The sequence below is a fragment of the Xanthomonas sp. NCPPB 3959 genome (assembly GCF_056675575.1).
The window spans coordinates 185,840-210,716 of sequence record NZ_JBWWVR010000003.1 but is presented as its reverse complement, the minus strand read 5'-3'; the positions used below and the strand labels follow the sequence as shown (position 1 = coordinate 210,716).

The 24,877-nt window shown below is 64.7% G+C and carries 18 protein-coding genes; 11 read left to right on the top strand and 7 right to left on the bottom strand.

Annotation, left to right across the window (positions count from 1 at the left end; all coding sequences use genetic code 11):
- Positions 1-581 precede the first annotated feature (581 nt).
- Both tdh and AC1KVG_RS05465 read right to left on the bottom strand, forming a co-directional pair.
- Positions 582-1,616: an L-threonine 3-dehydrogenase gene (gene tdh, locus AC1KVG_RS05470; protein ID WP_176339517.1), complete on the bottom strand. Its 1,035-nt coding sequence runs from the start codon at positions 1,614-1,616 to the stop codon at positions 582-584.
- A gap of 271 nt (positions 1,617-1,887) precedes the next feature.
- Positions 1,888-4,323 (bottom strand): TonB-dependent receptor, encoded by a 2,436-nt coding sequence (locus tag AC1KVG_RS05465; protein WP_481093735.1) that lies wholly within the window; start codon positions 4,321-4,323, stop codon positions 1,888-1,890.
- 105 nt (positions 4,324-4,428) lie between these two features.
- Between AC1KVG_RS05465 and AC1KVG_RS05460 the strand changes: the two genes are divergently transcribed.
- The 11 genes from AC1KVG_RS05460 to AC1KVG_RS05410 all read left to right on the top strand — a co-directional run bounded on the left by AC1KVG_RS05460 (position 4,429) and on the right by AC1KVG_RS05410 (position 18,075).
- Positions 4,429-6,510, top strand: a complete 2,082-nt coding sequence (locus AC1KVG_RS05460; protein WP_481093734.1) for a phosphocholine-specific phospholipase C — start codon at positions 4,429-4,431, stop codon at positions 6,508-6,510.
- Between the two features lie 242 nt (positions 6,511-6,752).
- The gene (locus tag AC1KVG_RS05455) at positions 6,753-8,837 is read left to right on the top strand and encodes a S46 family peptidase (RefSeq protein ID WP_481093733.1); all 2,085 of its coding nucleotides are present in this window, start codon (positions 6,753-6,755) and stop codon (positions 8,835-8,837) included.
- A 91-nt stretch (positions 8,838-8,928) separates the two neighbouring features.
- Complete coding sequence (locus tag AC1KVG_RS05450) at positions 8,929-9,573, top strand: histidine phosphatase family protein (RefSeq protein ID WP_115039917.1); 645 nt, start codon at positions 8,929-8,931, stop codon at positions 9,571-9,573.
- A gap of 87 nt (positions 9,574-9,660) precedes the next feature.
- Entirely contained in the window at positions 9,661-10,170 is a 510-nt protein-coding gene (locus AC1KVG_RS05445; RefSeq protein ID WP_481093775.1) for a hypothetical protein, read from the top strand.
- Positions 10,171-10,306: 136 nt separating this feature from the next.
- Entirely contained in the window at positions 10,307-11,629 is a 1,323-nt protein-coding gene (gene folC, locus AC1KVG_RS05440) for a bifunctional tetrahydrofolate synthase/dihydrofolate synthase (RefSeq protein ID WP_481093732.1), read from the top strand.
- A gap of 59 nt (positions 11,630-11,688) precedes the next feature.
- Entirely contained in the window at positions 11,689-12,738 is a 1,050-nt protein-coding gene (locus tag AC1KVG_RS05435) for an SPOR domain-containing protein (protein WP_481093731.1), read from the top strand.
- Between the two features lie 230 nt (positions 12,739-12,968).
- Complete coding sequence (locus tag AC1KVG_RS05430) at positions 12,969-13,715, top strand: CvpA family protein (protein WP_481093730.1); 747 nt, start codon at positions 12,969-12,971, stop codon at positions 13,713-13,715.
- A gap of 30 nt (positions 13,716-13,745) precedes the next feature.
- Positions 13,746-15,212 (top strand): amidophosphoribosyltransferase, encoded by a 1,467-nt coding sequence (gene purF, locus AC1KVG_RS05425; protein ID WP_006449393.1) that lies wholly within the window; start codon positions 13,746-13,748, stop codon positions 15,210-15,212.
- Between the two features lie 61 nt (positions 15,213-15,273).
- Entirely contained in the window at positions 15,274-16,077 is an 804-nt protein-coding gene (locus AC1KVG_RS05420) for a ferritin-like domain-containing protein (RefSeq protein ID WP_481093774.1), read from the top strand.
- A gap of 188 nt (positions 16,078-16,265) precedes the next feature.
- Positions 16,266-17,519 (top strand): zinc-dependent metalloprotease, encoded by a 1,254-nt coding sequence (locus tag AC1KVG_RS05415; protein ID WP_481093729.1) that lies wholly within the window; start codon positions 16,266-16,268, stop codon positions 17,517-17,519.
- 136 nt (positions 17,520-17,655) lie between these two features.
- Positions 17,656-18,075 carry a hypothetical protein gene (locus AC1KVG_RS05410; RefSeq protein ID WP_481093728.1) on the top strand — a complete coding sequence of 140 codons (420 nt, stop codon included), beginning with the start codon at positions 17,656-17,658 and terminating at the stop codon, positions 18,073-18,075.
- A gap of 31 nt (positions 18,076-18,106) precedes the next feature.
- Here AC1KVG_RS05410 and lpxH read toward each other — a convergent pair whose 3' ends face one another.
- The 5 genes from lpxH to ppk1 all read right to left on the bottom strand — a co-directional run bounded on the left by lpxH (position 18,107) and on the right by ppk1 (position 24,858).
- Entirely contained in the window at positions 18,107-18,850 is a 744-nt protein-coding gene (lpxH, locus tag AC1KVG_RS05405) for a UDP-2,3-diacylglucosamine diphosphatase (protein WP_481093727.1), read from the bottom strand.
- 324 nt (positions 18,851-19,174) lie between these two features.
- Positions 19,175-19,717 (bottom strand): phosphatase PAP2 family protein, encoded by a 543-nt coding sequence (locus AC1KVG_RS05400; protein WP_043909856.1) that lies wholly within the window; start codon positions 19,715-19,717, stop codon positions 19,175-19,177.
- Positions 19,698-20,834: a glycosyltransferase family 4 protein gene (locus tag AC1KVG_RS05395; RefSeq protein ID WP_481093726.1), complete on the bottom strand. Its 1,137-nt coding sequence runs from the start codon at positions 20,832-20,834 to the stop codon at positions 19,698-19,700. Before AC1KVG_RS05395 ends, AC1KVG_RS05400 begins: the two co-directional genes overlap by 20 nt.
- A gap of 223 nt (positions 20,835-21,057) precedes the next feature.
- Complete coding sequence (ppx, locus tag AC1KVG_RS05390) at positions 21,058-22,584, bottom strand: exopolyphosphatase (RefSeq protein WP_006451734.1); 1,527 nt, start codon at positions 22,582-22,584, stop codon at positions 21,058-21,060.
- Between the two features lie 171 nt (positions 22,585-22,755).
- Positions 22,756-24,858, bottom strand: coding sequence for a polyphosphate kinase 1 (gene ppk1 / locus AC1KVG_RS05385; protein WP_104551379.1), 2,103 nt, complete (start codon positions 24,856-24,858; stop codon positions 22,756-22,758).
- Positions 24,859-24,877 lie beyond the last annotated feature (19 nt).

Below are 24,877 nucleotides of genomic sequence, written 5' to 3'. Positions count from 1 at the left end.
AGTTGTGAGGCGGGAAGAGTTGATGCTCGGATGCTTCAGCATCTACATCTAAGGGATGCTTAGGAATCTAGATTTCGGCTGGCTTGTTTTGGAGTGCTTGCACAGTGCAGACAAGTCGCTTGTAGAGCGGCTGATCTGCGGCTTGGTTGCAGGGCCCTTGTCCGTCCACCATCGCGGGACACGCCGCAAGTACGTCCGTGTAGGCTCTTACGCGGCATCCATGCCGCGTAAGGTCCCGCGACGGTGGGCGGGCAAGGACCAGTCGAGATAGTCGGTGCGCGTAGCTCTTTTCCAAGCAACCAGCAAACTGTCTGGTGCGGTGTCCTCACCGATTGCGGGACCGTGTGGCGGCATGGATGCCGCCACCGAGCCTACACGGACGTACTTGCGGCGTGTCCCGCGAGCGGTAAGGGCACCGCGCCCTCGACCCACTGAGCCTTTGCCTGCAATCCTCGCCGACCCTGCGTTCTTGAAGCGCTCCGCTCGCACCTGAGGATTGCCCGCTGCGTTTGTCAGCACTCTGAAGATGGACACGCAAAAGGCGCCTCGCGGCGCCTTTTGCGTTCAAGCGTATTGGCCGATCAGTTCCAGCTCAACACGACCTTGCCGGCCTTGCCTTCTTCCATCAGGTCGAAGCCCTTCTGGAAGTCGTCGATCGGCAGTTGATGGGTCAGCACCTTGTGCAGCGGGAAACCCGACAGCACCAATTGGGTCATCTTGTACCAGGTCTCGTACATCTTGCGGCCGTAGATGCCCTGTACGGTGAGGCCCTTGAAGATGATCTTGTCCCAGTCGCAGCCGGCGCCGCGCGGCATGATGCCGAGCATGGCGATCTTGCCGCCGTGATACATGCAGTCGAGCATGTCGTTGAAGGCACGCGGGTTGCCGCTCATTTCCAGGCCCACGTCGAAGCCCTCCATGTGCAGGTCGGCCATGACGTCCTTGAGCGAGGTCTTGGAGACGTTGACCACGCGGGTGGCGCCCATGTCGGCGGCCAACTTGAGGCGGAAATCGTTGACGTCGGTGACCACCACGTTGCGCGCACCGATGTGCTTGCAGATGCCGGCGGCAATGATGCCGATCGGGCCGGCACCGGTGATCAACACGTCCTCGCCAATGACGTCGAATTCCAGCGCGCAGTGCGCGGCGTTGCCGTAGGGGTCGAAGAACGCGGCCAGCTCGGAGGGAATCTGGTCGGGGATCGGCCACAGGTTGCTGGCCGGCATCACCATGTATTCGGCAAATGCGCCATTGACGTTGACGCCGATGCCGACCGTGTTGGGGCATAGATGTGGGCGGCCACCGCGGCAGTTGCGGCAATGGCCGCAGACGATGTGGCCTTCGGCCGAGACGCGCTGGCCGACCTGGTATCCGGTCACGGCCGAACCGAGCTCGGCCACACGGCCGACGAACTCATGGCCGATGGTCAGGCCGGGTGTGATGGTGCGCTGGCTCCACTCGTCCCACAGGTAGATGTGCAGATCGGTGCCGCAGATTGCGGTTTTTTCCAGCTTGATCAGCACCTCGTTGGGGCCCGGGCTGGGGACGGGAACCTGTTCCAGCCAGATGCCCTTGTTCGCTTCGCGCTTGACCAGCGCCTTCATCGTCTGCGCCATCTGGCGGGACCTGCTGAGTGAAAGTAAGGCGGCGATTATAGGCGTCGCGAGGTTTGCGCCATGCGGCGGTGCGGTAATGGGCGGTGTTGGCTTACCCGGATCATGGCGGGATAGTGATCGATGGAGCCCTTCTCCCATCGGGAGAAGGTGGCGCGCAGCGCCGGATGAGGGTACGAGCGAAGCCTCGTGCACTGGAACCACACGAGAGCTTCGCCCGTACCCTCACCCCAACCCCTCTCCCGCAGGGAGAGGGGGAAGGAACGCCGGCAACTCAGAACTTCACATCCAGACTCATGAAGTATTGCCGCGGCGCGCCGACGACCATGGTCTGGTTGTAGCCATCCGGATCGGAGGCGACGTAGCCGTTGGTGCCGGTGCTGGCGAAGTAGCGCTTGTCGGTGAGGTTGGTGATGTTGAGCGCCAGCGCCACATCGGCCACTCCGCCCACACGACCGAAGTCGTAACGCGCGCCGGCGTTGAACAGCCAGTACGAGGGCACCTGCGAATCGTTGAGGAAAGTGATGTAGCGCTTGTCGACGTACTTGCCGTCCAGATCCAGGCGCAGGTTGCCGAGTTGGTAGCTGGCGCTGGAGGAGAACATCAACGCCGGGATGCCGACCACGTCCTTGCCGGAGGTGGCGACCACGCCGTTGTTGAGGTAGTCGTCCTGATAACGCGAGCGATTCCACGACAGCGAGTTCAACCAGCTCAGGCCTTCCATCGGGCGCCACATCAACGCCAGGTCGGCACCGGCGCTATGCACTGCACCGACATTGCTCAGGATCGCCGCGCAGGTCTGCACCGCGGTGCACGGCGAGGTGGTCAACAAGCGGTTGGAGAACTTGGTGAAGTAGGCGTCGGCCGACAGCTGGAACTGCGCATCCTGCACGCGGTAGCCCACCTGCACGGTCTGCGATTCTTCCGGCTCCAGCGTCGAGCGGCTGCGGTCGAACGCGGCTTGCGAGGTGCCGAACGGGGTGAAACCGAAGGCGGCGATATTCTTGCTGTAGGAGGCGTAGATGTCCTGGCGCTCGTCGAGCTTGTAGTTCACGCCAACCTGCGGCAGGAAGTTGTCTTCAGCGCGGATGCGTCCCTGTGCAAGCGCGGTTGTCGGCACCAGCGATTGCGCACGCGTGGTGGTGCTGAGCGCCTTTGCGCCGTAGTTGAGGGTCAGGCGATCGTCGAGCAGGCGCACGGTGTCCTGCAGGTACAGCATGCGGGTCTGGGTGGTATAGCGCTGCAAAAAGTCGCGACGGAATGGGGTCTGCGCTTCGTACACGTTGTACAGAGAGGTGTAGCCCTCGTTGCCCAGCGCGAAGTAATTGCGCCCTTGCGTGGTGCGTGCATTCTCGGCCCACACGCCGGCTTCCAGATCGTGATTGCCCCACGACCACTTCAGTGCGCTGGTACCGCCGAAACGGTCCAGGCCATAGTCGGTGGTGCGCATCGACACCGGGATCTGCGCCGAGGTGACGACATACGGCGTCACCCATTGCCCCTCGCCGCGATTGGCGTGGTAGTAGCCGGCAGCATCCAGGGTTGCACCGCCGAACACGAACGTGCCCGACAAGCCTGCCAGGTTGTCGCGACGCAGACCACCGCCTGCGTAGTAGCTGGCATCCAACCAACTGTAATCATCGGGCAGCCCCGCCAGCGATTGCGGGTAGCCGTTGGCCACGCCGCTGGTGGCACCGGTGTTTTGATACGCACGCGCCATCTGCACCGCAGTGGCCCAATCCGGCTGCAGATAATCGTAGTCCCAGCCCAGCGCGCGCTGGCTGGTCAACGACAGATCCATGTAGTCGTATTCCTTGCGCCGCGAAGTATCCACAAACAGGCTCAGACGATTGCCGTCGCCCCATTGATACACGGTCTTGAGGTTGGCCTGCTCGGACTGCTGGTCGCCAAAGCCCTTCCACTTGTCGGTGGTGGCATTGGCATAGGACAGATATGCCGACAACCCATTGCGATCGCCGGTGTCGCCGCGCACGAAGGTGCGACGCGTCGCATCGCTACCCACTGTCTGCACCAGCCGCAGGCCGGGCGTGGTCTGCGGGTCGGCCGAATAGAACTGCATGGTGCCGCCGAGATTGGTGTTGGACGCAGTACCGAGTGCGCCGGCGCCTTGCGCGATTTCCACCGAGCCGAGGTTTTCCGAAATGATCGCGCGAGTAATGTGCAGGCCGTTGGTGACGCCGTAGCTCATGTTGCCGAGCGGAATGCCATCTAGCGTGTAACCGAGCCGGCTTTGATCGAAGCCATGCAAGGTCACCTGCGTGGACCATTCATAGGTGCCGAACGGGTCGGCCGATTGGAACTGCACGCCCGGCAATTTTTCCACTGCCTTGAAGGCGCTGCTGCCCGGTGTCAACTGCTCGATGTCCTGCCGGCTGATGCGCTGCACCTGGCGCGTGCTGCCTTGCGAGACCACGTTGATCGCATCCAGCTGGGTGGCATTGGTTGCGGTATCGGCGGTGGTGACCGGCGCATCCGCGACCGGTGCGTCTGCAACGGCAGCCGGATCGGTAGCCGTTGTGGCGGCAGATGCCATGACGGGAAGCAGCGCTGCCAGGGCGAGCGCCAGCGGAGTGACATGAAAACGACGAGTGCAAGTCATGGGGGAATCCTGTTCGGGCACGGCTGAGGGCGGACGCACGGTGCAAGACCGACGTTTCGCGACGCAGGGTGTCAACGACTCATGAAACATTGATGACGGTCGCTGTCTTAAAACTGTCGCGCTCGCCCGCTATACGTGTCGTGTCCAGCCGCCACCTGCGGCCATGCACCCGTATTTCTGCCAGGTTTCGCATCCATGACGTCTTCCCCCTCGCGCCGTGATTTCCTCAAGCGCGTCGCCGCGCTGACCGCCGCCGGCGCCTTGCCGTCTTCGATCGGCCGCGCACTCGCGCTGCCGGCCAACTCACGCACCGGCACGCTGCGCGACATCGAACACGTGGTGATCCTGATGCAGGAAAATCGCTCGTTCGATCATTACTTCGGTGCGCTGCGCGGCGTGCGCGGGTTCGGCGATCCGCGTCCGCTTCAATTGCGCGATGGGCATCCGGTATGGAGCCAGCCGGCAAAGGACGGTCGTCGCTTGCTGCCGTTCGCCTTCGATTCACAAAACACCTCCGCGCCGTTGATCAAGAGCCTGGATCACTCCTGGAAAGCCGGCCACGGGCAGGACCCGGCACGCTGGGCCGAGTACGACGCCTGGGTGCCGTACAAGGGCGAATTGACGATGGGGTATTTCCAGCGTCATGACATTCCGTACTACCACGCGCTCGCCGACGCGTTCACCATTTGCGACGGCTATTTCTGTTCGCTGCACGGGCCGACCAATCCCAATCGCATGTATCTGTTCACCGGCACCAGCGGCCCCAGCGTGGGCAATGTCGGTGCGCAAGCGGTGACCAATGCCGACGACGGCAACTGGACCGCCGACATGGCGCGCGACAAACCCGGTTACGCGGCGATGGACTGGACCACCTACGCGCAGCGCCTGCAGGCCGCGGGCGTGGATTGGCGCGTGTATCAGGAATACGACAACTTCGGCTGCAACTCGCTGGCGTATTTTTCGCACTATCGCGATCTGCAGCCCGGCGACGAACGCTATCGGCGCGCGCGTGCGTGCGTGCCCGGTTCCACCGCGGAAAACGCCGCCACCACGCAGGCCGAGCATCTGGTCGCCGCGATCGCCGCCGACGTGCAGGCCAATCGTTTGCCGCAGGTGTCGTGGGTCGTTCCGCCCACTGCCTATTGCGAACATCCGGAGGCACCGCCGGCCTACGGCGAATCGCTGGTGGCGCGTTTGATCGATGCGCTCACCGCCAATCCGGAGGTCTGGGCGAAGACTGCGCTGATCATCAATTACGACGAGAACGACGGCTTCTTCGATCATGTGCCCGCGCCATTGCCGGCGCTGGATGCGCGCATGGGGCGCAGCAATGTCGACACGCGTGGCGAAGTCTACGAGGGGCTGCCGATCGGCCTTGGCATCCGCGTGCCGATGCTGGTGATCTCGCCGTGGACGCGCGGCGGCTGGGTCAATTCGCAGGTGTTCGATCACACCTCGGTACTGCGCTTGCTGGAGCGCCGTTTCGGCGTGGCCGAGCCCAACATCAGCCCGTGGCGGCGTGCGGTGAGCGGCGATCTGACCAGCGTGTTCGATTTCCGCAAGCCGGACGATTCGGCGTTGAGCGCGTTGCCGGCGATCGGCGACTATCGCGCACGCACTGCTGCGGTGAGCGGAAAACCGCTGCCGGTACCGCCGACCACCGCGCGCATGCCGCGACAGGAGCCGGGACAACGTCCGGCGCGCGCGCTGCCGTACGCCTTGCAGGTGCATGCACGCGTGCAGAACGACACTGGCGTGCAACTGCAGTTCGTCAACAGCGGCGCTGCTGCAGCCGCGTTCAACGTCTACACCAGCGCTGCAAATGGCGGCCCGTGGTACTACACCGTGCTGCCCGGCACGCAGCTCGACGATGTACCGCTTGGCGCTACATACAACGGTGCCTATGCCTTGAGCGTGCATGGGCCGAATGGATTCCTGCGCGAGTTCGCTGGCGAACTCGCAGCTGCTGTGACGCAATCGGCAGCGCCGTGGTTGGAAGCCAGGCAGGACGGCGAAATGCTGGTGCTGGAACTCGGCAATGCCGGGCGCCAACCGTGCACGCTGCAACTGCGCGCACTGGATTACGCAGACCCGACCGCGCGCGCCGTGCAGCTGGCCGCAGGCCAGCGGCAAACCATCCGCCTGCCGTTGGCAGCAAGCGATCACTGGTATGACGTTGTCGTGGAGCAGCCGGGTGGGGCATTCCGCCGGCGCCTGGCCGGGCATCTGGAAACCGGCAAGCCCAGCCGCAGCGACCCGGCGTTCGGTCGCGCCTGAGCCGGCGCCCGGCCACGGTTGGAACGACGCCTGCCCGGCAGGCGGGGCGGCGCGCAGCGAGCACACCGGCAGGAGCGCTGGATCAGGGGCGGACCCTGCCGTTGGTCATGGGGTCCGCTGCAGATGTGAGGGTTACACTGTAACGCTCACCTTTCCGGGGCTGTGCGATGCGTCCGAACCTGCTTGCCGTTTCTATGCTGACAACACTCGCGCTCGCGGCATCCGCACAGGCAGGCGAGGGGATGTGGGTTCCGCAGCAACTGCCCGACATCGCCGGCCCGCTGCAGCAGGCTGGCTTGCGCCTGTCGCCGCAGCAACTGGCCGACCTGACCGGCGATCCGATGGGCGCGGTGGTCGCACTGGGTGGCTGCACTGCCAGCTTCGTGTCGCCGCAGGGCCTGGTGGTGACCAATCACCATTGTGCTTATGGCGCGATCCAGCTCAATTCCACAGCGCAAAAGAATTTGATCAAGGACGGTTTCAGCGCCGCCACACCTGCAGACGAACTGAGCGCAGGCCCCACCGCGCGCATCTACGTGCTCGATGCCATCACCGACGTGACCGCGCCTGCCAAGGCCGCGATGGCGACAGCCGGCGATGATCCGCTCAAGCGCACACTGGCCCTGGAGGATTTCAGCAAGCAGCAGATCGCCGCCTGCGAGGCGCAGCCTGGTTACCGCTGTCAGTTCTTCAGCTTTGCCGGCGGAAATGCCTACCGGCTGTTCAAGAATCTGGAGATCAAGGACGTACGTTTGGCCTATGCGCCGCCAGGCAGCGTGGGCAAGTTCGGTGGCGATATCGACAACTGGATGTGGCCGCGCCACACCGGCGATTTTTCGTTCTACCGCGCCTACGTGGGCAAGGACGGCAAGCCGGCCGCCTATGCCAAGGACAACGTGCCGTACCAGCCCAAGCACTATCTGAAGTTCGCCGACCAGCCGCTGGGCGCAGGCGACTTCGTGATGGTGGCCGGTTACCCGGGCCGTACCAATCGTTACGCGCTGGCCGCCGAATTCGACAACACCGCCGGCTGGACCTATCCGGTGGTGGGCAGACATTACAAAGACGTGATCGCTCTGATCGAACAGGCCGGCAAGCAGAATCCCGACATCCAGGTGAAATACGCTAGCACCGTGGCCGGCCTCAATAACGCCGCCAAGAACTACGATGGGCAACTGGAAGGCTTCAAGCGCATCGGGGCGCAGGCGCAGAAGCAGGCCGACGAAGCCGCGGTGCTGGCCTGGCTGAAGGGTCGTGGCGCAGGCGGGCGGCAGGCGCTCGCGGCGCACGACACCCTGGTCAAACTGCTCAAAAGCGACCAGGCCACCCAGCAGCGCGACTTCGTGCTGCGGCAGTTCGACGCCACCGGCACGGTGGGGGCTGCAGTGACGCTATACCGGCTCGCGCTGGAACGCGCCAAGCCCAATGCCGAGCGCGAATCCGGGTACCAGGACCGCGACCTGCCGGCCATCGAAGGGACGATGAAGCAGATGGAGCGCCGCTACGTGCCGGCCATGGATCGGCAGCTCCAGCAGTACTGGCTCAGCCAGTATCTGAAGCTGCCCGCCAACCAGCGCATTGCCGCACTGGACCAATGGCTGGGCGGCGGCGATGCGGCCGCCGTGCAGGCCGCGTTGGGCAAGCTCGATGCCACCACGTTGGGCAGCACCGAGGCCCGCCTGAAGTGGCTGGCCGCCGATCGTGCTGCGTTCGAGGCTAGTACCGATCCGGCGATCCAATATGCCGTGGCGGTGACTCCGGCGCTGTTGCAGATCGAGCGCGAAACCAAGCTGCACACCGGCGAGCAGCTCAAGGCGCGGCCGGTGTATTTGCAGGCCCTGGCCGATTACAAAAAGAGCAAGGGCGAGTCGGTGTATCCGGACGCCAACCTGTCGCTGCGCATCACCTTCGGCAACGTCAAGGGTTACACGCCCAAGGATGGCGTGGCCTATACCCCGTTCACCACTCTGGAAGGTGTGGCCGCCAAGGACACCGGCGCCGATCCGTTCGATTCGCCCAAGGCGTTGCTGGAGGCGGTCAAGGCCAAGCGCTATGCCGGGCTCGAGGACAAGCGGCTGGGCTCGGTGCCGGTCAACTTCCTGTCGGATCTGGACATCACCGGCGGCAACTCCGGTTCGCCGGTGATGGATGCCCACGGCAAGCTGGTCGGGCTGGCGTTCGATGGGAACTGGGAGTCGGTGAGCAGCAACTGGATCTTCGATCCGTCCATGACCCGGATGATCGCCGTGGATAGCCGGTATCTGCGCTGGGTCATGACCGAAGTCGCCCCGGCGCCGCAGCTGTTGAAGGAACTCGGCGTGCGCTGAGGCGGCCGGCCGGCACGGGGGCGGGAGGGGTTATGATGCGCTCCCGTTTCGCTGCGGCGAGCCGGACCCTCCCCCAAGGAATCTCTCGCGCATGCGCATCCTGCTTGCTCGTCACGGCGAGACGCCGTGGAACGCCGAAGGCCGTTACCAGGGCCAGATCGATATCCCGCTGTCGCCGGTCGGCGAAGGCCAGGCCGCTGCCCTTGGCGCGCGCCTGCAGTCGCTGGAGATCACCCGCGCGGTGGCATCGCCGCTGTCGCGTGCGCAGGCCACTGCGAAGCTGGCGCTGGGCAGCGCACGCGAGAGCTTGCTGCAGACCGATGCGGACCTGCAGGAAATCGCGCATGGCGAATGGGAAGGCTTGCTGGCCAGCGAGATCAACGACAAAGATCCGGCGCGCTTGCGTGCCTGGCGCGAAGAACCCGATACCGTGCTGATGCCCGGTGGCGAATCCCTGCGTCAGGTACTGGACCGCAGCTGGCGCGGGCTGGTACGCGCCGCCGATGGCCTGGGCGCCGACGATACCTTGCTGGTGGTGGCGCACGATGCAGTCAACCGCGTGATCCTGTGCAAGATTCTGGGCCTGCCGTTGTCCAAGCTGTGGACCTTCCGCCAGGCACCGACCACGCTCAACCTGCTCGAAGGCGAGGACGTGGATCACCTGGAAGTGGTGCGTCTGAACGATTGCGCGCATCACACGCCGTTTTTCGGTGAAGCCAAGCATCGGGCGTTGTAAGGCTTCGATTGGAAGGGGGTAAGCAGTTCGGTGGCGCGCAACAGTGGAGCAACCTCCAAGCGTACAAAGCCCATCAAGCTGGCACTGGTGCTCGGACTCTTAGGCCTGCTGGTGCTGGGAGTCTTCGGCAATTTCATCCCCGCCACCTTTCTATCTGGTCGGCAATGGGTAGCGCCGATGCTGCTGACAGGAGCCATTCTGACGGTCCTGCCTTTTCTGCATGCCTACCGCTACGGGCGACTTAAGGCAGTTGTCAGCAAGGGCGTGTTCAATACGTTGCTGGCAATCGTCGTGGCGCCGCCGTTGCTGGGCTGCGTGTGCTGGCTGATGCTGGCCCGAGGTGCGCCGTGGGTGTACACGCGCATCGCCGGTGTCAGTTTTCAAGAAACCCATGTCATGCAGACTGAGTACTTTCAAAGCGGGCGTTCGTGCAAATACCGATTGAGTGGCGGGCCGCTGGAAGATCGGTTTCCCAGCCATCTGTGCATCAGTGAGGCGCTGTATCGTCGGCATCCCGATCAGCAGATGACCGTGGTGTTGACCGGTCAGCGCTCGGTGCTGGGAATGAGGATTGCAGCGATCGAAGACGTTCCGTGAGCGAGGACGTCTCGACACAGATAATTGGATTTGGCAACGACAAGCGCATGTGCCTGAGCACGCCGTCGTCTTTTGTCCGAGCACGTCGCGGCCTGGAAATTCGCGATAATGCAGTTCTTCCTGCGCAGTCCTCGCCGTGAACGCAACCAACTCTCTCTCCGACTGGCTCGCCTACATCGAGCAACAGCATCCGCAGAACATCGCCATGGGCCTGGAGCGGGTGCGCGAGGTCGCTGCGCGTCTGCACCTTGCAGCGCCGGCCACCCACGTCATCGTCGTCGGCGGCACCAATGGCAAAGGGTCGACCGTGGCCTTTATCGAGGCGATCGGGCGCGCGGCCGGCTGGAAGGTGGGTACCTACACTTCGCCGCATCTGCTGCGCTACAACGAGCGCGTGCGCATCGATGGAGACGAGGCCAGCGATGCACAACTGGTCGACGCCTTTGCAGCCGTCGAAGCGGCGCGCGGCCAGACCGCACTGACCTATTTCGAGTACGGCACGCTGGCGGCGCTGTGGCTGTTGCAGCGCTCCGCGCTGGACCTGGCGGTGCTGGAAATCGGCCTGGGCGGGCGTCTGGATGCGGTGAACATCATCGATTCGGATGTGGCAGTGATCACCACCGTGGATATCGACCACACCGATTGGCTGGGCGAAGACCGCGAGGCGATCGGCACCGAGAAGGCCGGCATCATCCGCGCCTGGAAACCAGTGGTGCTGGGCGAAATCGATCCGCCGTCGAGCGTGTTGCGGCGTGCTTATCAGCTGGGTGCCAATGCAATCCGCGCTGGCAGCGATTACTTCTTCGAGCGGATCGCCGCGCAGCAAACCGATGCACAACAATCCAACGCACAGCATTCCAACCCGCAGCATTGGCGCTGGCGCGATGTCGCAGTGACCCTGGAACTCCCGATGCCGGCCCTGCACGCGCCGGTGCAACTGGCCAACGCCGCCGCCGCAATCGCCGCGCTGCAGGCATTGCCGGTCGAGGTACCCCATGCGGCCTGGGCGCAGGGCATCACCAACGCGCAAGTGGCCGGGCGCCTGCAGCGCATCGATGTCGCTGGCGTGCAGGTGGTGCTGGATGTCGGCCACAACCCGCAGGCGGCGCGCGCGCTGGCCGACGCACTCGGCGCGCAAGCGCACCCAGGCAGCACGTATGCGATCTACGCCGCATTGGCAGACAAGGACGTGCCGGGCGTGGTGGAGGCGGTAGCCACGCAGATCGACCACTGGGTGCTGGCCGGGCTGGCCGGCGCACGTGGGCAGTCGGCCGAGGCATTGCAGCAACGCCTGCAGGGCACCGCCGCGGCGCAGGCGCCGTGCCATCGTGACGTCGCAAGCGCACTGCGCGCGGTACTCGCGGCGGCCAAACCAGGTGATCGCGTGCTGGTGTTCGGCTCGTTTCATACCGTCGCCGACGCGCTGCACGCACTTCATTCAGGCCACCAAGGTCGGTAGGCCGGCTGCGGCCTTATAATCGCCGCGGCAACCCGCCACGCCGCCTCTCGTCTCTTTACGTGGATACTGCTCTGAAACAGCGATTGATTGGCGCCATCGTTCTGGTGGCGCTTGCCGTGATCTTCCTGCCGATGCTGGTGAAGGGCCCTGCGCCGTCGAGCGGCGTGGCCGATGTGCCGCTCGAGGCACCCGCAGCGCCTGCCAATGGCGAGTTCGAAACCCGCGAATTGCCGCTGGTCACCCCGGGCGATGCGCCGGCCGGCGGTGCACTGGGCATGCGCGGTGCCGCCACGGCGCCGGCAGCGGTGCAGGACAACCCGGATGCGGCCGACCTGGCCGAGCCCTCCAGCGCGCCATCGGCCCCTGATGTGGCCGCCGGCAACTACGCGGTGAATTTCGGTGCCTATGCCACCAGTGCCGATGCCGATGCGGTGATCGCACGGCTCAAGCAGGCGCAACTGCCGGGCTTCAGCGAAAAGACCCAGATCAACGGCCGCCCGGCCTGGCGCGTGCGCGTGGGGCCGTATGTGGATCAGGCCCAGGCCGAATCGGCCCGCCTGCAGGCAGTGAAGGTGCGCGGCGACGTCAACGCGCAGGTGGTGACGCTGGATGCCAATGCCGCCGCGCCAGCGCCTGCAGCTGCACCAACGCCTGCACCGGCCGCAAAGCCCAGCAGCAGTGTGGCAGCCGCCAGCACCACCGCGCCGACCAAGACCGAAAGCCTGCCGCCGGAACCCGCCAAACCGGTAGCCGCCGCGCCCAAGCCGGCCGAAGTGCCCAAGCCTGTGCCGGCCAAGCCGGAAGTGGCCAAGCCCGAACCGGCCAAGCCGGTCGTGGCTGCGCCTACCGCGCCGGCAGCGCCTGCGGCCAGTTCGGTCGGTTTTGCGGTGCAGTTGGGTGCGTTTGGCCGCGCCGAAGAGGCCAATGCCTTGCGCGACCGCGTGCGTGCCGCCGGCTTCAGTGCGTTCGTCGAACAGGTCCGCACCGACAAGGGCGCGCTCAACCGCGTGCGTGTCGGCCCGGTGGCCAACCGTGGCGATGCCGAACAGCTGCGTGCGCAGGTGGCGGCCAAGGTCGGCATTTCCGGCATGGTGCGTCCGCATCCGTAAAACGGCTGCGCCGCCATTGGGTGGGCGTTGCCGGTATCAGATATCTGCATCGGCGCGACCCTTCGTACACTGCGCGTGCTGCAGGCCGTCCGCATCAAGCCTGACAGCCACTCACGACATGTCGTCGGTGGCTTTCAGATTCCCGATCGCCTCACACCCATGGAGGGGAGCGCAATGAACACCGAGCCAGGTTGCAGCAACGGCGCGCGCACCGCGCGGAGAAGTGGGCAATGATCGACATGGTGCTGGGCGTCATCATTCTGGTGTCGGCCCTGTTGGGCTTGCTGCGCGGCTTTGTCGCAATCGTGGTCGGCACGCTGTCGTGGTTGCTGGCGGGCTGGGCCACATTCCAGTTCGGCGGCTCGGCCGCGCGCTGGATCGCCGACGGCAAGCATCCGTCGGCCACCGAGTCGTTCGGCGGCTACGCGATGGTGTTCGTCGGCGTGCTGATCACCGTAGCGGTGATCGGCATGGTGATCCGTGCCGGCGTCGATGCGGTGCGGCTCGGCGGGATGGACCGCATGCTCGGCTTCGGCCTGGGGGTGGTGCGCGGCGGCTTTCTGGCCAGCGTGCTGGTGCTGCTGATGAGCTTCACCCCATTGCCGCGCGAGCCGGCGTGGCGGCAATCGGTGCTGATGCCGATGCTGTCGCCGGGTGCGGGCTGGATGCGGGCGCAACTGCCGGCCTGGCGGATGCCGTCGATGGACATGCCATCGATGGAACTCGGCAACTTGCCAACGGAGTTGGGGAAGTTGCCCTCGGCAGGCAATAATACGGATCTGGGCAAGGCGCTGTCCGGGTCCGGTCTGAGCGACACCATCACGCGTGCGCTTGGGCAACCCGGCCAAGCCGCCAGCGACGGACGCGATCCGACGCAGGCGATGCCGGCCAATATCGATCCGGCGCAGATTCGCGGCGGAGAAAGCGACCCGGCTCGGGTCGAGTCTCAAGGCCAGGCACGGCCACCTTCACAGTAACGGCGCAAGCCGCAGCGGAGAACGCGCACCATGTGTGGCATCGTCGGTATTGTCGGCAACCAAAACGTCGCCGGGCAGCTTTATGACGGCCTGACCGTCCTGCAGCATCGTGGGCAGGACGCCGCAGGCATCGCCACCGCCGATGGCACGCGCCTGCGTGTGCAAAAGGCCAACGGCCTGGTGCGCGATGTCTTCGACGAAAAGAAGATGGCGGTGCTGGAAGGCCGCGTCGGCATCGCGCATTGCCGCTACCCGACCGCCGGCTCGGAGGGCATGGACGAGGCGCAGCCGTTCTACGTCAACTCGCCCTACGGCATCGCGCTGGCGCACAACGGCAACCTGATCAACACCGAGGCCTTGCGCCAGCAGGTGTTCGAGGCCGACCGCCGCAACATCAACACCGATTCGGACAGCGAAGTGCTGCTGAACGTGTTCGCCTACGAGCTGGACGCGCAGCGCATGCTCACCCCCGAGGCGGCGATCCGCGCGGTGGCCGGCGTGCACCGCCGCTGCAAGGGCGGCTATGCGGTGGTCAGCGTGGTGCTGGGCCTGGGCCTGGTGGCGTTCCGCGACCCGCATGGCATTCGTCCGCTGGTGCTGGGCAAGCGCGATCACGCCGAAGGCACCGAATACATCGTGTCCTCCGAATCGGCGGCGCTGGACATCCTCGGCTATCAGCGCGTGCGCGATGTGCGCCCCGGCGAAGCGCTGGTGATCACCGCGCGCGGTGAGCTGTTTTCGGAAATCTGCGCCGCGCCCACCGACCATGCGCCATGCATCTTCGAGTACGTGTATTTCGCGCGTCCCGATTCGATGATCGACAACATTTCGGTGCACAAGGCGCGCATGCGCATGGGCCTGAAGCTGGGCGAGAAGATCCTGCGCCTGCGCCCGGACCACGATATCGACACCATCATTCCGATCCCGGACACCTCGCGCGATGTGGCGCTGGAGATGTCCAACGTGCTCGGCGTGAAATACCGCGAAGGCTTCGTCAAGAATCGCTATGTGGGCCGCACCTTCATCATGCCGGGGCAGGGCGAGCGGCAGAAATCGGTGCGCCGCAAGCTCAACCCGATCCACCTGGAATTCCGCAATCGCGTGGTGCTGCTGGTCGACGACTCGATCGTGCGCGGCACCACCAGCCGGCAGATCGTGCAGATGGCGCGCGATGCCGGTGCGCGCAAGGTGTATCTGGCCTCGGCCGCACCGCCGGTGCGTTACCCCAACATCTACGGCATCGACATGCCAGCCGCCGAAGAGCTCATTGCGCATGGCCGCAGCGAGCACGAGATCCAGGAATTCCTCGGCTGCGACTGGCTGATCTATCAGGATCTGGAAGACCTGGAAGTGGCGGTGCGCGAAGGCAACCCGGATATCAAGCAGTTCGATTCCTCGTGCTTCAACGGCGAGTACATCACCGGGATCGAGCCGGGTTATTTCCAGCGGATCCAGCAGTTGCGCTCCGACGAAGCCAAGCGCAAACGTCGCGCGTGATGGTGGTGCGGCAGCGTCGTGGAGTTGCGCTGCCGGCGAATGACGGAGCGCTGACGTGACGATGGATCTCTTGCAGGCCGCACACGCCTGCCTGCAAACGGCCGATCCGCTGGAGAAGGTCGCGCTGACCCAGCGACATGCGGCCGCCTTCCGCGCCGGCACGCTGTCGTTGCCATCGCCGCAGGCCGCGCCCCCCGCGCCGATCTGCATGCCTGGCCGGCCTGCAACGCCGGTGCTGGTGCATCCGCGCGAGGTGCCACGGCGTGGATTGGGCACGCCGGAAGGGCGCGCCGCCTTCATCCACGCCATCGCGCATATCGAACTCAACGCCATCGATCTGGCCTGGGATGCGGTGTATCGCTTCCGCGGGTTGCCGGATGCGTTCTATGCGGATTGGGTAGCGGTGGCCGACGACGAATCGCGTCACTTCATGCTGCTGCGCGCGCGATTGCAGGCGCACGACCACGACTACGGCGATTTCCCCGCGCATAACGGCCTGTGGGAAATGTGCGAGAAAACCGCGCATGACGGCCTCGCACGCATGGCCCTGGTGCCACGCGTGCTGGAAGCGCGTGGTCTGGACGTGACACCGGCCATGATCGTCAAGCTGCGCTCGCTCGGCGATATCGCCACTGCGCAGGTGCTGGAAACCATCCTGCGCGAAGAAGTGGCGCATGTAGCGGCCGGCTCGCGCTGGTATCGCTGGTATTGCGCGCAGGCCGGCATCGAGCCGCGCGCGCGTTTCAAGGCGCTACTGCGCGAATACGCCGGCGGCTATCTGCATGGACCATTCAATATCGAAGCGCGGCTGCTTGCCGGTTTCGATGAGGATGAGTTGGCCAGTCTGGTGGAGCAGGCTGGCTGAAAAAATGTGCGCGGGTTCCCTCTGCGCAGCCGCCGGAATCGCATGCATTCAAGGCGAGCATCACAGAACTGTAATTTTCCTTTGCAACTACTTGCAATGTGTACTGTCACTCCGGCCTTAATGGCGTCCCGGGGGCAGGGGCCCGGTGTTTCACATCCGTTACTTCCATGTCTAAGGAGAGAGAGACGATGAAGTCGAAGTCGATGTGCACCACGGTGGGTCTGATTGCCATGTGTCTGGCCGGTTCGGCCGCCGCTGCCGGCAAACCGCTGTATCAATCCGGTCCTGCGCTGAGCCGCAGTGCAGCCGCCACTGCCACCACCGAACCCTCGCTGCAACGGGTGTTGAGCTCACCGTCCACAGCCACCGCGCAGGTGGTCCAGCTCGATGCCGGCGCAGTCACCGCGTCGGAAAAGCTGCTGGAACTGCAACTGGACGGCCAGACCATCACCGCCACCCAGGCCAAGGTCGATGCCCTGGAAGGCGGCGATAGCGTGTGGTACGGCAACCTGGGCCCACGCGCTGGCACGCGTGCACGCACGCTGTCGGGTGTGGATCCGCTGAACTCGGCCATTCTGGTGCGTAGCGGCGACACCGTCACCGGCACCATTCGCTACGCCGGCAAACTCTATCGCCTGCGTCCGCTGGCCGATGGTCGCCACGTGCTGGTGCAGGTGGATGAGCAGCGCATGCCGCAGGAGCATCCGGCCGAATACAGCCTGCTGCCCAAGTTCGACATGCCCGGCGAAGGTCGTGTCACCGCAGCGGCCGCCTCGTCCGGCAGCCCGGCGACCATTCGCGTGCTGGTGGTCGCCACCAATCAGGCGGTGACTGCGTACGGCGGCAACATGCAAGCGCTGGTGCAGCTGGCGGTGGCCGAGGCCAACCAGGGCTACACCAACAGCAACGTCGGCATCACCCTGCAGCTGGCGCGTTACGAGACCACCAGCTACAGCGAAACCGGCAACTTCACCACCGACCTGCAGCGCTTCCGCGTGACCAACGACGGTTACATGGACAGCATCCACACCAGCCGCAACACGTATACCGCCGATGTGGGCGTGATCGTGTTGAACAACGCCACTTACTGCGGACTGGCATCGGGTATTGGTTCGACCGCCGCAACCGCGTTTGCATCGGTGTACTGGGATTGCGCCACCGGCTACTACAGCTTTGCGCATGAAATCGGGCACCTGCAGAGCGCACGCCACGACGCCACCAACGACCCGAGCACCTCGCCGTATGCCTACGGTCACGGCTATCGCTACGGCAATAGCTGGCGCACCATCATGGCCTACGACTGCAGCAGCGGTTGCCCGCGCCTGAACTATTGGTCCAACCCCAACATCAACTACAACGGCATCCCGATGGGCAATGCCAGCACCGCCGACAATCAGCGCGTGCTGGTCAACACCAAGGCCACGATTGCCGGCTTCCGCTGAGGTTGACGTTGAGCGTTTCGCTGTCGGCCCGGCACTCCATGTGCCGGGCTTTTGCCGCTACACCCGCGTGCGGGTGTAGCGCAGACTAGGCGCACCGTCGGCAACTGCCGGCCTTGTCTTGTGGAGCGGAGCACTCATGTCCAAGTCCTTGCGTTATGCGGCGCTGTGCCTGGCCGTACTTGCGGTTGCCGGCTGCAAACAGCAGCCCGCCGAGCCAGCTCCCTCGCAACCCAAGCCCGCTGCTGTGGCGACGGCAACGCCCACCGGCAACGATGCCGAAGCGCGCGCGCTGCATGTGCTGGAAGCGCGCTTGCAGAGCGATCATTTTTATCCGGACAACTGCATCAGCATCCTGTCCGAACAGGGCGACGCGCCCACTCCGGGTGCCTTCGAATTCGCAGTGCACGAGCGCCATGGCAACGACTGCCCTGGCGACCCGCAGACCAGCCCGGTACGTGACCGCTTCCGCGTCCAGGCCGACGGCACAGTACTCTGGTACGACGTGGTCAATGCCGATTTTGTCGACTACGCCGAGCATGCACGTAGCGTGCAGTGATGCCTTTGCTCGCTAGGTTCTCTAAGCCACGCTAAAGCGCCAACTGCTCCAGCGCGATGCTATCGGCATCCACACGCAGTACCGAGCCTTGTTCGTACCAGTCGCCCAGCACGATGCGCGTGCAGGTGTGGCCACCGGCCTGCAGCGTGTGCACGTTGGGGCGATGGGTATGACCGTGGATCAAGCGATCCACCCCGTAACGTACGAAAGTCGCTTCCACTTCGGCCGGTGCCACGTCGGTAACGGTTTCGAAGCGCGATTGATCGCCCTGCTTGAGTTCCGATTGCCGCGCCTGGCTGGCGCTGCGCGCCTGCTGCGCGAACGCCACCCGTGCGGCCAGCGGTTGGGCCAGGAACTGCGCCTGAAACACCGGGTCGCGCGTTTGTGCACGGAACGCCTGATAGGCGGTGTCGTCGGTGCATAGCAGATCGCCGTGCATCAGCAGCGTCGGATGCCCGTACAGCTCGATGACGGTGGGGTCGGGCAGGATGCGGAAGCCGGCACGCTGCGCATAGGTCTGGCCGACCAGAAAATCGCGGTTGCCCGCCATGAAGAACACCGGTACGCCGCTATCGGCGACGGCATGCAGCGCAGTGGCGACCGCGTCTGCGGCGGCCGACGGGGTGTCATCGCCGATCCAGGCTTCGAACAGATCGCCGAGGATGTAGAGCGCGTCGCTGCCGGGTACCTGCGTGCGCAGGAAGTCCAGAAACAGCTCAGTAATGGCCGGCCGGGCCGGATCCAGATGCAGGTCGGAAATGAACAGGGTCGTCATTGCGCCATTGTACGGCGGCAGCGCGGGACGGGAACCGGGACGCTGGGGTAGGCAGCGTGAGCAGGACAAGCACGGAGCGAAATCCTCTCTCCCTGTGGGAGAGGGGTAGGGGTGAGGGTACGGGGCGAAGCCACACGCTGAAGTTGCAATTGCTGCGTGTTGGCTTTTTGTCAACCTTCGCGCGAGATCTTCTACGGCGAGTGCGCGAGGCTTCGCACGTACCCTCATCCGCCCCTGCGGGGCACCTTCTCCCGAGGGGAGAAGGGAGTGCTGAGACGCGTTACTTATCTGGGCGGATCACTCGGGCCGACCCGGCCTGATTCATCACCCCAACAACACCGGCAATCCCCACAACGACAAACTGGCCAGCACCACCCCGATCGCGGTCGCGGCCAGCACATCGCTTGGATAATGCAGCCCCAACACCACCCGCGACAGCGCCACGCCCGCCGAAAACGGCACCAGCAACGGTGCCAGCCACGGATAGTAGGCCAGCGCCACGATGCTGAAGGACACCGCGTGCAAGGTGTGGCCGGACGGAAAACTGAACTCGTCCAGCGGCGCGACCCAGGCGCGAATGCGCACGTCGGCTGCATACGGGCGCGGCCGCCGCGTCCAGCGTTTGAGCGACTTGTACAAGGTCAGCGCGAGCACGCCGGTGGCCGCCATGTGCGCAGATGCGCGCACGCCGTCCATGCCGTCGAGCAGCACCAACAGGCCCATCAGGCCATACCAGAACACCCCATCGCCGAGCCGGCTGATGGTGGCGAACGCGCGCCGCACCGGGTGGCGTCGGCACCAGTGATTGGCGCGCCGGCACCAGCGCGCTTCGTGACCGCGTAAGACCTCAAGCCGCGTTGCCGACATAACGCCCCCGTGCAGCGGTGATGCCCAGTAACAAGGCTTCGAAGTCGGACACCACATTGTCCGGGTGCAGTTTCTGCATCGCCTGCGCGGCCGCAGCGCCCATGCGCTGGCGCATCGCGTCGTCGTCGGTGAGTGCGATGGCGGCCTGGATAAACGCCGCGTCGGTCTCGACTGCCGCGCCGCTGTGACCGCTGCGCAGATACTCGCGTGCGGCGCCGTAATCGAAAGCGACCGTGGCCACACCGCTGGCCATCGCCTCGAGGGTCACGTTGCCGAAGGTCTCGCTGCGGCTGGGGAACAGAAACAGATCGCCGCTGGCGAAGTGGCGTGCCAGCGCCTCGCCGCGCTGGATGCCGCAGAAAATGAAATCGGGATTCTCGTGCGCGATCTTTTCGCGTGCTGGGCCATCGCCCACCCACACGAAGCGTGCTTTCGGGCGGATCTGCTGCAGCTTGCGAAAGGCATGGATGGCAAGTGGCAGGTTCTTTTCGTTGGCGATGCGTCCGACGTAGATTGCAGCGAAGCCTTCGCCTTCGATGCCCCATTCGGCACGCAGCGCGTGATCGCGTCGCGCCGGATCGAACTGCTGGTTGTCCACCGCGCGTGCCAGCAATTGCACGCGCTCGAATCCGCCTTCGCGCAGGAACTGCTGCAGTTCGCGCGTTGGCACCAGGGTGGCGTCGGCCTGGTTGTGAAAGCGCCGCATCCAGCGCAACGCGGTGCCTTGCAGCCAGGCGGCGCCGTAGTCGGGCAGGTATTCGTCGAAACGCGTATGGAAGCCGGTGGCGACCGGGATGCCGAGCCGGCGCGCTGCACGCATCGCCGACCAGCCCAAGGGGCCTTCCGTGGCCACATAGATCGCATCCGGTTGCGTGATTCGCCAATGACGGATGAGGCGCTGCGTTGCCGGTAGCCCGAATTTCAGCCCCGGATAGCGCGGCAGCGATGCGCCGCGCACCAACAATGCAGTCGCCGGTTCCGTATCGCCGCTCTGACGCGGGCGCACCACGTCCACCTGATGTCCGCGTGCGCGCAGGCCGGTTTCCAGGCCGTGCACGGTCAGCGCCACACCATTGACTTCGGGGGGATAGGTTTCGGTAACGATCGCGTAGCGCATGCCCGTTCTCCGGTTTTGTCTAGCTTCCGGGAGAGCGATGGCATGGATGTTGCGACGATAAGTCGCGGCGGTGACAAGCGCGACGGGAGTGGGGATTTGGGATTCGGGATTGGAGATTCGCAGAAGGGGGCTGTGCAAACGTCAGCAAGCCCGCAACACATGGTCTGCCGGGATCAACAAATCCCCAATCCCGAATCTCCAATCCCGCCTGAGGCCGCAGGCCTCAGGTCACAAACGGTTTGAACGCGATTCCCAGCCCGGCCATGCTTTCGACTTCGCCGATCAGGTCGGCGCGTAGCAACGGGCGCGAGTCGATCCAGCTTTGCGACAGGATCAATGACAGCCGGGTGTCATCGGCAGTGAGTTCCAGGGTCGGAATCGGGTCAGACTCGTGCGCGCGATGCAGCAGCACTGCCAGCCGCAGCAATGCGGCCTTGCGTCGGGTTGGCAGCAACAAACGATCCGGCAGCGCCTCGAACGCGGTCTTGGGCACGTTGCGGCGGTGCGTGCGCACCAGCGACGCCAGTACCTGCTGCTCCTGCCGCGAGAAACCAGCGATATCCGAATGCTCCAGGATGTAGCTGCCGTGCACGTGATATTGGCTGTGCGCGATGATCAAACCCAGCTCGTGCAACCGCGCGGCGCGGCGCAGCACCTGCGCATCGTCGCCATCCAGTTGCCAGGATTCGCAGACCTGATCGAACAGGCGGCAGGCGGTGGCTTCCACGCGCTGGGCCTGCACTTCGTCGATCCCGTAGCGCTGCACCAACGAGGCCACCGAGCTGTCGCGCGGATCGTTCTCGCCGCCGCGGCCGAGCATGTCGTAGAGGATGCCTTCGCGCATCGCCGCCTTGCTGACCATCAGCTTCTCCAGCCCCAGGGCCTGGAATGCGGCCTCGAGCACCAGAATGCCGCCGGCAATAATGGGGCGCCGCTCGGCAGCCAATCCGGGCAACTGGATGTCTTCGATGCGCTTGGCCTTGAGCAGTTCATCGCGCAGCGCCGGCAGCGCCTCGGCGGTGATCGCGCCCTTGGTGAGCTTCATCGCCGCGCAAATCTCGCCGATGGCCTTGTGGGTGCCGGACGAACCGATCGCCTCATGCCAGCCCAGCGCCTTGTACTGATTGGCGAACTGCTGGAACTCGGCGCCGATCTCGGTCAGCGCGTCCTTCCATTTCTTTTTCGACAACTTGCCGCCGGGAAAAAAACGTCGTGTGCTGGCAATGCAGCCGGCCTGCAGACTTTCGCGTTCCAGCGTCTGAAAACCGCGGCCGATGATGAACTCGGTCGAGCCGCCGCCGATATCGATCACCAGCCGGCGCTGATCGGGCTTAGGCGGCTGCGCATGCGCAACGCCCAGATAGATCAGGCGCGCTTCCTCGCGGCCGCTGACCACTTCGATCGCATGCCCGAGCGCGGTTTCGGCCGGCATCAGGAACGCTTGTGGCGAACGCAGCTGACGCACCGTGTTGGTGGCCAGCGCACGCACGCGCAACGACGGCACTTCACGAATGCGCTGGCCGAAGCGCGCCAGACATTCCAGTGCACGTTGGCGCGCTTCGTTGGAAATGCCACCTTTGCCATCCAGGCCATCGGCCATACGCACGGTCTCGCGCAGGCGATCAACGACGCGCAGCTGACCCATCAGGTAGCGCGCAATGACCATGTGGAAACTGTTGGAGCCTAAGTCGATGGCGGCAAGGTAATCGCCGTCGCGCAGTGGCGGTATCGTGGGGGAGGGTGTTGGCATGGCCGCATGGTAGCCGATGGATGGTTGGCCCCGTGAGAGGCACCGGCAAAACGACTGCGCACACCGCCGGCAAGGCGTGTGTGGCGTCGCGCACCAACCACAAAGCGGCTGCGCTGCGCTGCGCCGCCGGCACCAACGCACGACTGCGCGCTACGCGTTGTCAGCCGCTCTTTAGACCCGATCGAGCAAGGTCATCTGCGCCGAATGCGCCGGCTCGCCAGGGCCCGGCGTGCGCTTGTGATAGACGCCCTCGGCATCCAGCTCCCAGGCGTTGACGTTGTCGTCCAGGTAGTTCTGCAACGCTTCGCGATAGACCCGCTTGGCCAGGTCCGGGTCCAGGATCGGGAAGCAGGTTTCCACGCGCCGCAACAGGTTGCGTTCCAGCCAGTCGGCGCTGGCGCAATACAGTTCCGCCGCACCATCGTTGCCGAACCAGTACACGCGGCTGTGCTCCAGAAAACGCCCCACGATCGAACGCACGCGGATGTTGTCGGAGAAGCCCGGCACGCCCGGCCGCAGCGTGCAGGCGCCGCGTACGATCAGATCGATCTGCACACCGGCTTGCGACGCCGCGTACAACGCGCGCACCACCTGCGGCTCGTTGAGTGCATTCATCTTGGCGATGATGCGGCCCGGGCGACCATTGCGGGCCAGCCGGGTTTCGCGTTCGATCCGCTTCAGCACGCCGGTATGCAGGGTAAACGGCGATTGAAGCAGCTGCTCCAGCTTCATCCGCGGTGCAAGACCGGACAATTGCTGAAACAGCATGTGCACATCGTTGCCGATTTCCACATCCGCCGTGATCAGGCTGATGTCGGTGTACAGACGCGCGGTGCCGCTGTGGTAATTGCCGGTGCCCAGATGTACGTAGCGTTTGAGCTTGCGGCCCTCGCGTCGCACGATCAGCAGCATCTTGGCGTGCGTCTTGAAGCCGACCACGCCGTAGACCACCTGCACGCCGGCTTCCTGCAGCTTGTCGGCCAGGCCCAGGTTGGCTTCTTCGTCGAAGCGCGCACGCAGTTCCACCACCACAGTGACGTCCTTGCCGTTGCGCGCGGCCAGGATCAGCGCATCGACAATCAACGAATCCTTGCCGGTGCGGTACAGCGTCTGCTTGATCGCCAGCACGTTCGGGTCGACTGCGGCCTGGCGAATCACGTCCAGCACCGCAGTGAACGCATCAAAGGGATGATGCAACAACACATCGCCCTTCTTGACGATCTCGAAGATGCCGTCGTTGTCGCGCAAGGTGCGCGGATTGAACAACGGGTACTTGAGTTCCGGGCGCTGCACCAGATCGTAGACCTGGGTGACACGGCTCAGATTGACCGGCCCGACGATGCGGTACACCGCGTTTTCGTTCAAGCCGAAGTTCTGCAGCAGGGTACGCATGATCGGCGACGGGCAGTCGTGCGCGATCTCCAGCCGCACCGCCGGTCGGTAGCCGCGCGTGACCAATTCGTCGCGCAAGGCCAAGGCCAGGTTTTCGACTTCTTCCTCGTCCACTACCAACTCGGAGTTGCGGGTCACGCGGAACTGATACGAGCCCTTGACCTGCATGCCCGGGAACAGCTCATCCACAAACTCGGACAGCACCGAAGACAGAAACACAAAGCTCTGCGTTCCCTCCGGCGACAGGCTGGCCGGCAACTGGATGATGCGCGGCAACGAACGCGGCGCCCGCACGATGGCCAGATGGCCGGCGCGGCCAAACGCATCCTGGCCATCCAGCACCACCACGATGTTTAAGGTCTTGTTGAGAATCTTCGGGAACGGATGCGCCGGGTCCAGGCCGAGCGGCGACAGCACCGGCATGATCTCGTTGCGGAAGTACGCGCGCAGCCAGCGCTTCTGGCGCGAGTTCCACGTCGAGCGGCCCAGCACCGCCACCCCGGCAGTTTCCATCGCCGGGCGTAGCACTTCGTTCCACGCGTGGTACTGCTGCTCGACCAGCTTCGCCGCGCGATCGTGCACGGCATTGAGGATGGCGGTGGGGCTCAGCCCATCGGGTGCCGGCGGCAATCCGAATTCCTGCGCGTGCCGGACGGTGGCCGCGCGGATTTCGAAGAATTCGTCCAGGTTGGTGCAGGAAATGCACAGGAAGCGCAGCCGTTCCAGCAACGGGACCTGCTCATCCAGCGCCTGCGCCAGCACCCGGAAATTGAAATCCAGCTGTGACAGTTCGCGGTTGATATACAGCGACGGCTCGCGCAACGGATCGGCGGCGATCTCTTCGGAAGAAGCAGTGTCGTGGGAGTGTTTGGCGTGGCCCATGGAGTCGATCATCAAGACG

Coding starts and splice junctions, on each gene's coding strand:
- AC1KVG_RS05430 (WP_481093730.1), top strand. CDS start 12,969: ATGATCGACATGGTGCTGGGCGTCATCATTCTGGTGTCGGCCCTGTTG.
- purF (WP_006449393.1), top strand. CDS start 13,746: ATGTGTGGCATCGTCGGTATTGTCGGCAACCAAAACGTCGCCGGGCAG.
- AC1KVG_RS05450 (WP_115039917.1), top strand. CDS start 8,929: ATGCGCATCCTGCTTGCTCGTCACGGCGAGACGCCGTGGAACGCCGAA.
- AC1KVG_RS05420 (WP_481093774.1), top strand. CDS start 15,274: ATGGATCTCTTGCAGGCCGCACACGCCTGCCTGCAAACGGCCGATCCG.
- AC1KVG_RS05460 (WP_481093734.1), top strand. CDS start 4,429: ATGACGTCTTCCCCCTCGCGCCGTGATTTCCTCAAGCGCGTCGCCGCG.
- AC1KVG_RS05415 (WP_481093729.1), top strand. CDS start 16,266: ATGAAGTCGAAGTCGATGTGCACCACGGTGGGTCTGATTGCCATGTGT.
- AC1KVG_RS05465 (WP_481093735.1), bottom strand. CDS start 4,323: ATGTTTCATGAGTCGTTGACACCCTGCGTCGCGAAACGTCGGTCTTGC.
- ppk1 (WP_104551379.1), bottom strand. CDS start 24,858: ATGGGCCACGCCAAACACTCCCACGACACTGCTTCTTCCGAAGAGATC.
- ppx (WP_006451734.1), bottom strand. CDS start 22,584: ATGCCAACACCCTCCCCCACGATACCGCCACTGCGCGACGGCGATTAC.
- tdh (WP_176339517.1), bottom strand. CDS start 1,616: ATGGCGCAGACGATGAAGGCGCTGGTCAAGCGCGAAGCGAACAAGGGC.
- AC1KVG_RS05400 (WP_043909856.1), bottom strand. CDS start 19,717: ATGTCGGCAACGCGGCTTGAGGTCTTACGCGGTCACGAAGCGCGCTGG.
- AC1KVG_RS05455 (WP_481093733.1), top strand. CDS start 6,753: ATGTGGGTTCCGCAGCAACTGCCCGACATCGCCGGCCCGCTGCAGCAG.
- lpxH (WP_481093727.1), bottom strand. CDS start 18,850: ATGACGACCCTGTTCATTTCCGACCTGCATCTGGATCCGGCCCGGCCG.
- AC1KVG_RS05395 (WP_481093726.1), bottom strand. CDS start 20,834: ATGCGCTACGCGATCGTTACCGAAACCTATCCCCCCGAAGTCAATGGT.
- AC1KVG_RS05410 (WP_481093728.1), top strand. CDS start 17,656: ATGTCCAAGTCCTTGCGTTATGCGGCGCTGTGCCTGGCCGTACTTGCG.